This is a genomic window from Wolbachia endosymbiont of Drosophila bocki (genome assembly GCF_028982005.1).
GTDB classification, from domain to species: Bacteria; Pseudomonadota; Alphaproteobacteria; order Rickettsiales; family Anaplasmataceae; genus Wolbachia; species Wolbachia pipientis.
In genome coordinates, this window is sequence record NZ_JAPQLG010000160.1 from 1 (window position 1) to 9,892 (window position 9,892).

Sequence of the window (9,892 nt, forward strand, 5' to 3'; positions counted from 1 at the left end):
GCATAGATATGCCTCTTTCTTAACTATGCTTATTCTACCTCATATTTTCGAGATCCTTAACAGGTTCTAATATTCAGTTTAATGCAAATTAGAAATATTCTGCAATTTTTTATTGATGTGCAAAAATATTCCTGTCATGAACGTCAAGATTTGTGGGATGAAATGTGCCAAACTCCTGGAACTTTTATAATACGAAAAAGAAGTAATAACGTTGCAGATGAATTAGAAATTCCAGTTATAACAAGTGACATTCTATCAGAAAATCCAGGACTTGAAAGTGCTGGCAGTAAGCAGACAGAAAAAAATATTGTGGACAGAGGAACAAATATTATGAATAATGAAGAGGTTTCAATAGAGGAAGCTATAGGTAATAATTATGAGGAGGGTGAAATGGGTAAAAGAAGCGAAAAAAAAGGTGTTACGCTACTTGCTAGTTTTGTTAGAAAAAAGATTAGTGAAATTATAAGCAAAGGTAATGATAACTTAAACTTAGAAGAGGAATTTAAAAATGTCCTGACGTTTGACAATCGTGATTCTGTACTAGAATACGCGAAAAGTCAAGAAGGTCCCTTTAAGGATAAAGTAGTAGCTTTTTTAACCCTACAAAAAAATAAGAAAAATGGTGCTCAAATCAATGGCAAGCAGTCTACTAATCCAAGCAATACTGTACTATCTGTTCAACCAACTACACCTGAAACGCCTAATGCTTCTTCAAGTGAGAATAGTTTCCAGCTTGAAGGTGATCAAGATACACAACCACTTTTACTACAGAGTTCTGTGAGTGGTGATGAGCATAGTGGCACTCCTTCAAACCCTAGCAGCGAATATGTTGTAATTCCTTCAGGTTCTGGCAGCAGCTCTCCAATTCAGGATATAGTTAATGAAGAAGAACATGTAGCAACTAAAATAAATAATGAGGAGGTCTCTACGTTCAAAGATAATGACAGTCTGGAAAATATACAACCAGAAACTTCAGATGGTAATGGTGAGCGTGAGCAAAATTCTGCTCAACTAATCAATATGCCTGAGAGTGAAGATCAAGAGCAAACTCCTGTTCAACTTGCTGGGCATGTGTCACAAAAGGATGATAATAAAAAAGATACGCAGCCAAAACCTGCACCAGAACCAATACCAACGTCTTCAGTAGCTAACAAAATCTCTGAACAAGAAGATGATACTCAAACCAATGGCAAGCTGCCTAATAATCCAGGAAATGGAAGTATTACTGCAGCACAAAATACGCAAAAGAGTAAGTGGCCTACCGTAGCTACATGGACGTTCGCAGTAGCTGGAATACTTGCAGGGGCTGCTGCACCGGCTGCATATTTTGCTTTTAGTGTTAGCTTGCTGACAACAGGAATAATAGCAGGTGTTGGAGCTTGTTGTCTGGTTGCCGCTGCAATTATATACTACTGTACACCTAAAAGCCAAGTTGAAAACAACGAGGTTGAAAAATCTTTCAACACGGGGAAAGTACCTACTGCCGTACATGTATAATAAATATAGTAGTTTACCATTTAATAATTTGTTATAATTATGTTAATTATCGGTAAATAAGGACTTGGTAAACTACGAAGAAATATTCTTGAATAAAATAAAAGATATAAAAGATGAGGGGCGCTACCGTGAATTTACGCACTTTGCGTCATTGCCAGGTAGGCTCCCCCACATTATGGACTATGAAAGAAATAGGGAAGTAATCGTCTGGTGCAGTAATAACTACTTAGGAATGTCACAAAACGAGAAAGTTATTGCCGCCATTCAAAATTCATCAATTGGTGCGGGGGGAACAAGAAATATATCTGGTACAACAAAAGAGGTTGTCGAACTTGAAAAATCCTTAGCTTGTTTGCATAAAAAAGAGGCTGCTTTAACTTTTGCTTGTGGCTACCTTGCTAACCAGACTACACTTAGCACTTTATCGTCTATTATCCCAAATGTAGTAATTTTTTCAGACGAGAAGAACCATTCTTCAATGATAGAAGGCATAAAATCAGGAAAAAGACCAAAACATATATTTAAACACAATGATGTTGATCACTTAGAGCAGTTGTTAAAATCCGTAGACACAAAAACACCAAAGATAATAGCACTTGAATCTGTATATTCAATGGATGGCGATGTAGCGCCGCTTGAAACGATATGCGATCTTGCAGATCAACATAATGCAATCACCTATTTGGATGAGGTGCATGCAGTTGGCATGTATGGTTTACATGGTGGCGGAATTGCAGAAAGAGAAGGCCTGATGGATAGAATAACCGTCATTCAAGGTACACTATCGAAGGCTTTTGGAGTGATGGGTGGGTATATAGCGTCTTCAAAGAGCTTGGTAGATGTAATAAGAAGTTCCGCTCCAGGATTTATTTTCACCACTGCTATGTCGCCTGTTTTAGCAGCGGCAGCAAAGGCAAGCGTTGAACACCTAAAATCGAGCAACATTGAAAGGGAAAAGCAAAAGCAAGTCGTTGAAAAAGTAAAAAACTCACTGAGAAATACAGGAATTAACTTCATTCCAACAGAAACTCATATAATTCCAATAATAATTGGCGACCCAGAGTTATCCAAAGGAGCATCAAAATTATTATTTGATGAGCATGGAATATACGTTCAACATATAAATTATCCAACAGTGCCAAGAGGAACTGAGCGTTTCCGTATTACCCCTACACCTTATCATACTGATGAAATGATGGAACATTTAACAGAATCTCTTGTAAAAGTTTTCGAAAAGTTGTCTATCTCTGTAGCCTGTTTATCCTAATTTAATATCGCCAGCAATAATCAATCCGTTGTCTTCCGTTAGCCTTCCACCGCTTTCTTGCAGAAAAAGTCTACCGAGCAAGGCTTTATATTCGTTAACTCCAGAGTAAACTGCTCCTCTGTGCCTTCCTGCTGCAAGGTACGCAAAGCCTAAAATTGTTGAACCGATGGAGCGTACATTACTATTGCCAGGCAGCAATTTATTTAATAAATTACCACTTACATCTATTAGACCCCCTTCACGGCTTTTCACCCGCATTTTTATATGACGAGATCTAAAGTCCTCAAGAAAAGCACCTTTCTTTTCTTCTGCCCAAAAAGTTTCTCTAAGAGCCGGAGCATCAATTACAGCTGCCACAACTTTATTTTTATGAATGAGACAGACTGATACTGCAAAATAAACCATGCAACTAGAAAAGTTCTCCCTGCCCTCTATAGGCATAATAAACCAAGTATAACCGTTATCTTTTATTTCTTGGTCAGTATCATCTTCGGAAATAAACCCATAGTCTCGTTTGTAGTCGTGCAAGCAATCGTATATGGTTTGCTTGGATTTTGAATAAGTTTTATTAATGAAGTCTGCTGATTTAACATTAGAAATTTGCAATTCATTAAAATCGCGCATAAGCTGCCTGGAAGCACTACGCACAGAATCAAGCATCACATTAATTCGTGGCGATGAGATGGACATCCTTCCTTTTACTCTTTCACTCTTTCATAATAGCTGTCACCTGGAGTATATACTACAATTTTATCCTCTTCTTTTATAAATTGAGGCACGTTAACGCGCATTCCGTTTTCCAAAATTGCAGGCTTATAAGAAGCAGTAGCAGTTTGTCCTTTAATGACAGACTCTGTTTCTTTCACAGCAAGCGTAACATAATCAGGCACATGCGCAGAAATTATTTTGTCTTGATAAGCTACAACTTTAATTTTCATGTTATCCTGTAAATAAATTTTTTTTTCTCCCAATAAGTCCAAATTTATAGTGATTTGCTCGTAATTACTTGGATGCATAAGATTTACAATGTTTCCTTCAGTGAAAAGGTAAACATATTCCTCTTCATCTAAAATTGCCCTTCTGATTGTTGCATCAGAACGAAATCTTTCATAGTGTTTTGCTCCGGTCTTGATATTTTTCATTTCAGCTTGTATGTATGCACCACCTTTACCAGGTTGAGTATGCATAATACCTACAACCAAAAATAATCCGCCGTTATGTTCCAACACCTGACCTGGTCTAATATCGTTAGCTCTTTCTGCCATAATTACATTTTCAGTTTAATCTTACAATTATAAATAGCTTTATATAAATATCAAAGTCTTTATTAGTCAATAAATTCTGGTATATTTAATACTATATACCTCCCCTTTATATTTATATGTGGAAATATCTCTTTAGTGAAAGACAGCATAATACGTTTTTTTGTGCTGATAACTAAAATTTCTAATATATCCCCTGAGCCGAAATTATACACAGATTTTACATAGCCATATAATTCATTACTTTTCAGCCTTACTTCCATATCTACAAGGTCACTTTGGTAAAATTCATCCTCATCATTTAGCTCTGGTAACTTGCTTCTTTCTATATATAGCTTCTTATTCCTTAAAAGCTCTGCTTCATTACGGGAATTTACTCCGCTTATTGTAGCTATTACTAAATTATCACCTATGACGGATACTGAGTCTATTTTATAATTCTCATCACCACTTATTAGCTTACCATATAAGAAGGTATTTTCAGGCTTTTCAGTAAAGGTTTTTACTTTAACAGCTCCTTTAATTCCGTGAGGAGAGGTAATAATTCCTAAGCATACCAGATTGTCGTTCATATTAATGCAAGTATCTAATCAGAAGATTTCTCAGATAAATATTGAGTCAAAATCTCGATGCCTTCATCAATCTCTTTTTCAGTGATAATGAGTGGAGGTAAAATTCTCACAACGTTATCTAATGTTACCCCAACAGTAAGCAAGCCGCGATGACTTAACTCTTCTGCAAACTTTTGATTGTCTGCTTTCACTTTTATTCCAAGCATTAACCCTTTCCCTCTTACTTCCTCTATTATTGGAAATTTACTTGCTAAGTCTTCTAGTTTATTTTTTAAGTATTTACCTCTAATTTCAACATTTTTCAAAAAGCCGGGGCTGAGCAATTCTTCGAGCACAGCATTACCTACTGAGGTTGCAAGCGGATTGCCACCAAAAGTGGAACCGTGCATACCAACTGCCATATATTTAGCAGCCTTTTCAGTTGCAAGACAAGCCCCCAGCGGAAACCCGCCGCCTATTCCCTTTGCAAGAGCACATATATCAGGTTCCACTCCTATATGTTCGTATGCAAATAATTTTCCTGTCCTGCCAGCACCGCATTGCACGCAATCAAAAAATAACAATATGTCATTTTCATCACACAGCTTTCTTAGTTCTTTCATAAAGACTTCATTCATTACTTTGATACCACCTTGCCCTTGTATTGGTTCTATTAATATAACGCCTATACCACTTGAAATTGCTTTCTTTGCGCTCTCAATATTGGGCTCGATGTTATCACACCAATCAATGTAGGGATTTAGTAATTCAGAAAATTTCTGTTTATCGTTTGTAGCACAAGTTAAAAAGGTTCTTCCATGAAATGCACAATGGAATGTTAAAATTCTGTGACGATTTTTATTGCCTTTTCCATTTTGATAGATCCTAGCAATCTTAAGCCCACATTCTACTGCCTCTGATCCAGAATTTGAGAAAAATACAGTGTCAGCGAAACTGTTGTTTATTAATTTTTCTGCAAAATTATTGGCAGCAGGTATATTATAGGTATTTGATATATGCCATAATTTTTCTCCTTGCAATTTAAGAGCACTAATTAATCGCGAATTAGTGTGACCTAAGCTACTAACGGCTATTCCGGAGTGAAAATCTACGTAGCGCTCACCATCAACATCATATAGGTAGATACCTTTGCCATGAGAAAAATTTATATTAACAGGAGAATAAACTGGCAAAATAGGAGAAATTGTCATAAAATGTTATATGCTAAATTTTGTTATTAATAACATAAAAACCGTTGTTTCACAATAAGAAGGATATGTATAAGCTAGGTAAATTGGTGTTTTCTGCGTTGAAGAAAAACAAATACACAAAAGTTATTGTATTACTCTCATCGATCTTTATGATTTTATTCAGTGTGATATATTGTAATCATTTACTAAGGAGTAATTTCCTTTCTTCTTACCGTGATTCAAGTGTAAACTTAAAAAGCGTACTGGAAAATGGCATAATAAAAAAATACCATTATTTACTAATAGAAAAGCATCACATTAAATACAAAAATTTTGACTACATAAACCAACTAGTAAAACTACGTGCTGAATTATTACAATCAGTGAGCAAAGTAAAGGATTTCAGCTTAATACTGTATGATAAAAACGGCAGAATAATATTCAGTAATTTTAACACTCAAGATTATGATTATGAACAGTTACTTACAAACGATGAAATTGATAAACTATTAAGTAACCAAGAAATATTTTATACCACAGGAAATACATTAACTTCTATTTTCCCTATATTCCATGAAAATAGCGTTAAACCGTCGTTTTTTTTGAAGATTCTTCGAAACTACAATAATTCTTATGTTATAGCATATGGCCTGTTTTTAACATTTTTGGGCCTATTATTAATAATCTTAATATTGATAATGTTCTATTTGCACTTTTCTAATGCCCAAATGCTAGCCAAGCAACATAAAACTAACATTGAATTACAGCAGATAAAAGAGACATTAGAGCAAGAAAATGCAAACAAGCTAAAGTTTTTTGCAAGCGTTACACATGAATTACGCACACCTCTTAATGCTATTATTGGATTTGCGGAGTTGATCAAAAATAAAACTTTAGGTTCAATGGATAATTCTCAATACAAGGAGTATGCAGACGATATATATAATGCAGGAACACACTTACTTACCTTAATTAATGATGTGCTCGATTTTTCTAAAGCTGAATCAAGTAGTTTAACAGTAGAAAAAGTGAAGTTTAACCTGAACAAAATAATGGATTCATGCGTAAATATGCTATTACCTAAATTAAAAGAAGCCGGGATTAATTTAAAAAAAGAGATGACTAATAAACAATTATTAGTCATTGCAGATCCCAAGAGAATGAAACAAGTTATAATAAATTTATTATCAAACTCAATCAAGTTTACTCCCAAAGATGGTTTAATAAGAATGGTGATAAAAGAAAATATAGAAAAAAACTTATTAACTATTGAGTTTCATGACAATGGAATAGGAATAATGCAGCAGGACATATATAAAGTTATGTCTGTTTTTGGCCAAGCAGATTCGGGGTATAGAAACGAAGGTACGGGCATCGGATTGCCGCTAAGCAAGAAATTAGTAGAGTTAATGGGTGGAACTTTTGACATTAAAAGTGAAGCAAAACTTGGTACTACGATAACATTGAACTTCTTTTATGAAGAACAAACATGTGAAGATTCGATTGATTTTTAATAGGATCTATTTGATATGGCCTTACATCAGACGAAAACCACACTTTATCAAAAGCGGCAAGCCGAGAAGGTAGGCAGAAATTCATTAATAAGCCCCCATCAAGGATCTTATCTGTTAGCTATATATAAAATTTGATACTCTGACTACAATATACTACTATAGACGGAAGTGTTATTAATGGAGCAAGGTATGGAATTAGCAGTAGGAAATGATGCACCCGATTTTAGCTTGCCAGCAGATTCTGGTGAAAATTTATCACTGAGTGAATTTTTTGATAAAAAAAATGTAGTTCTTTATTTTTATCCTAAAGACGATACTCCGGGTTGTACAATGGAGGCAAAAGGCTTTAGAGATAAAATAGATGATTTTTCTTTCCTTGACACAGTGATAATTGGTATATCAAAAGATAGCGTTAGATGTCACACTAACTTCAAAGCAAAATATTCTCTGCCGTTTTATTTAGTTTCTGATGAGAATGCTGAAATGTTGGGAAAATATGGTGTTTGGGTAGAGAAAAGTATGTTTGGCAAAAAGTATATGGGAATAGAACGCACTACTTTTTTAATAGATAAAAAAGGTAAAATAGTGAAGATCTGGAAAAATGTAAAAGTTAGTGGACATGTTGATGAGGTTCTGGAAGAAGTAAAGAGAATATAAACTAAAGAATAGGTTAATGGCTACCCATTGCTACATAAAAAAGCTGAAATTACATAATTTTCGTAGCCACTCAAACTTTGAACTGGATTCAGATGATAGCTCAGTTGTAATAACTGGCAAAAACGGTATTGGTAAAACTAATATACTTGAAGCAATCTCGTTGCTTGCTAAAAGCAATGGAATGAAAAAAGCGAAAGCCAGTGAGATACAAAATAGATTCAGTAATGAAGATTGGGTAGTGCAATATGATTTTTTTAATGGAATGGATTTTAATTCAATTGGTATCGCAAAGAGTTTTGATAAGAAACTAATACAAATTGATGGAAAAACGCAATCGAGTTATTCATCTTTGTATAAGATATCCAATGTAATATGGCTGATTCCACAAATGGACTATGTTCTTCTTAATTCTCCAAGTGACAGATTAAAATTTTTAGACCGTATAGTCTCACTGTTTGAGGAAAATTACACTTGCTGCTACATGAAACACAGAAAAGCTAAACGTGAGCGAAGTAAACTGTTAAGAGAGAACACCTTGGACGAAAATTGGCTCTCTAGTCTTGAAAACATAATGGCCGTTAATGCAGTTAGTATTTTACGTATGCGATCGTCTGTTTTAAAGACACTACAAGGCACAATTGATAACCATTCCAGTGAGTTTTTTCCGAAGGCAAGTTTGAAATTCAGCAGCCAGCTAACTTTGGACGATACTGCAGAATATTTTCAGAATCGTCTAAAGGAAAACAGAGAAAAAGATTCATTGACTGGTAGAGTAACCTTTGGTGTGCATAACGATAATTTTCGGGTTTTTTGTCAAAAAAGAAACGTACCAATAAATCTGTGCTCCACTGGAGAACAAAAGTTATTACTGCTTTCTATTATTTTATCCAGTGTAAAAGCAAGGTGTATTCATTACAATAAGGCACCACTTCTTCTACTTGATGATATAATGTCTCATCTGGATAAACATTACAGAAAGGCGTTAATGGAGGAAGTGTTAAGTATTCAATGTCAAACTTGGATAACTGATGTAAATCAAGATAATTTCAATAGCTATCTTTATTCTTTCAAGTTTTTTGAATTATCAAATGAATAGTACCTCTTTCAAAGCTCATACAGGCAACTCCCAATTGTAAATTCCGGCAATTAAACCTCAAGCCAGAACATTTCTGTTTTTTTTACTTTAAATTAAATGCAAAAGTTACTTTACAAACTTCGCCAGTCCCCTTATCATGAAACTGAAGCTATTTATTTATCTTCGCAATCTCTGCGGTGGATTAATGACAAAAAACTTAATGTATTTGGCGTAAATCATGCTTAATTTTTGCACTATGTGCACCTCGTGTCTTTATGAAACTTCTAGGTTTCTACCTATATAAGCTGAAACGCGCTTACAAAGCGTTTAAGACAGCAAAAAACGTCAAATTGACAAGGGAGAATTTGAATGCTAGCCACCCTAGGGTTTCTTTGCCTTTTTTTCTGTTTAGTAAATTTCTTAACGTTTATAATTTAGATTAGTTGCGGCTTAAAAGCGGCTGAGTCACGGTTATTAAGCGTTTAGAATAAAAAAACGCCAATATTTTAAAGCGGATAATAACCCCAGGGCTTCTTTTGCCTTTTTTTTCGCTTGGTAAATTTTTTAATACTTAGATTAGTTGCAATTTAAGAGACCAGAAATGGTCAGTGCTTGGCACTGGAATAACGTCCTCCTTTGTTATCCCAGTGCCCAGACACTGGGGTCCAGGAAACTTAATTGCAAGTAACGCATTGGATTTGGTGAGTATGGGTTTTATGTTATAGAATGAAACACTTTTGGTGAATTTGTAAAGAAAACTGGATCCCAGTGTTTGGGCACTGGGATGACAAGGTATAAACCTTATCGTCATGCCGCCGCGAACCGTCATACCGCGATTCATTCGCGGTATCTCAGCCGCTAACAAGAGATCCCGCTAAC

At 35.0% G+C, this 9,892-nt stretch carries 10 protein-coding genes; 5 read left to right on the forward strand and 5 right to left on the reverse strand.

The features are described 5' to 3' along the window. Window positions 1-81 precede the first annotated feature (81 nt). Together OZD61_RS03715 and hemA are read left to right on the forward strand one after the other, a co-directional pair. Complete coding sequence (locus OZD61_RS03715; protein WP_274979901.1) at window positions 82-1,497, forward strand: TomO hydrophobic C-terminal domain-containing protein; 1,416 nt, start codon at window positions 82-84, stop codon at window positions 1,495-1,497. Window positions 1,498-1,561: 64 nt separating this feature from the next. Further along, on the forward strand, window positions 1,562-2,764 hold the full coding sequence (gene hemA / locus OZD61_RS03720) for a 5-aminolevulinate synthase (protein ID WP_274979902.1): 1,203 nt from the start codon (window positions 1,562-1,564) through the stop codon (window positions 2,762-2,764). Here hemA and OZD61_RS03725 read toward each other — a convergent pair. The 4 genes from OZD61_RS03725 to OZD61_RS03740 form a co-directional block, all read right to left on the reverse strand. Then, complete coding sequence (locus OZD61_RS03725) at window positions 2,756-3,454, reverse strand: inositol monophosphatase family protein (RefSeq protein ID WP_274979903.1); 699 nt, start codon at window positions 3,452-3,454, stop codon at window positions 2,756-2,758. The two genes, hemA and OZD61_RS03725, sit on opposite strands and share 9 nt — an antisense overlap. A gap of 8 nt (window positions 3,455-3,462) precedes the next feature. Beyond that, window positions 3,463-4,029 (reverse strand): elongation factor P, encoded by a 567-nt coding sequence (efp, locus tag OZD61_RS03730; RefSeq protein ID WP_006279719.1) that lies wholly within the window; start codon window positions 4,027-4,029, stop codon window positions 3,463-3,465. Between the two features lie 62 nt (window positions 4,030-4,091). Then, window positions 4,092-4,598 carry a ribosome maturation factor RimM gene (gene rimM, locus OZD61_RS03735; RefSeq protein WP_274979904.1) on the reverse strand — a complete coding sequence of 169 codons (507 nt, stop codon included), beginning with the start codon at window positions 4,596-4,598 and terminating at the stop codon, window positions 4,092-4,094. A 14-nt stretch (window positions 4,599-4,612) separates the two neighbouring features. Next, window positions 4,613-5,788: an aspartate aminotransferase family protein gene (locus OZD61_RS03740; protein ID WP_274979905.1), complete on the reverse strand. Its 1,176-nt coding sequence runs from the start codon at window positions 5,786-5,788 to the stop codon at window positions 4,613-4,615. Window positions 5,789-5,853: 65 nt separating this feature from the next. On the opposite strand from OZD61_RS03740, the gene OZD61_RS03745 reads away from it, so the two are divergent. From OZD61_RS03745 to recF, 3 genes are all read left to right on the forward strand, one after another. Then, window positions 5,854-7,281: a sensor histidine kinase gene (locus OZD61_RS03745; protein WP_274979906.1), complete on the forward strand. Its 1,428-nt coding sequence runs from the start codon at window positions 5,854-5,856 to the stop codon at window positions 7,279-7,281. A 189-nt stretch (window positions 7,282-7,470) separates the two neighbouring features. Next, the gene (gene bcp / locus OZD61_RS03750; RefSeq protein ID WP_274979909.1) at window positions 7,471-7,938 is read left to right on the forward strand and encodes a thioredoxin-dependent thiol peroxidase; all 468 of its coding nucleotides are present in this window, start codon (window positions 7,471-7,473) and stop codon (window positions 7,936-7,938) included. Between the two features lie 16 nt (window positions 7,939-7,954). Beyond that, window positions 7,955-9,034: a DNA replication/repair protein RecF gene (recF, locus tag OZD61_RS03755; RefSeq protein WP_274979907.1), complete on the forward strand. Its 1,080-nt coding sequence runs from the start codon at window positions 7,955-7,957 to the stop codon at window positions 9,032-9,034. 550 nt (window positions 9,035-9,584) lie between these two features. On the opposite strand, the gene OZD61_RS03760 is transcribed toward recF, so the two are convergent. After that, on the reverse strand, window positions 9,585-9,854 hold the full coding sequence (locus OZD61_RS03760) for a hypothetical protein (protein ID WP_274979908.1): 270 nt from the start codon (window positions 9,852-9,854) through the stop codon (window positions 9,585-9,587). Window positions 9,855-9,892 lie beyond the last annotated feature (38 nt).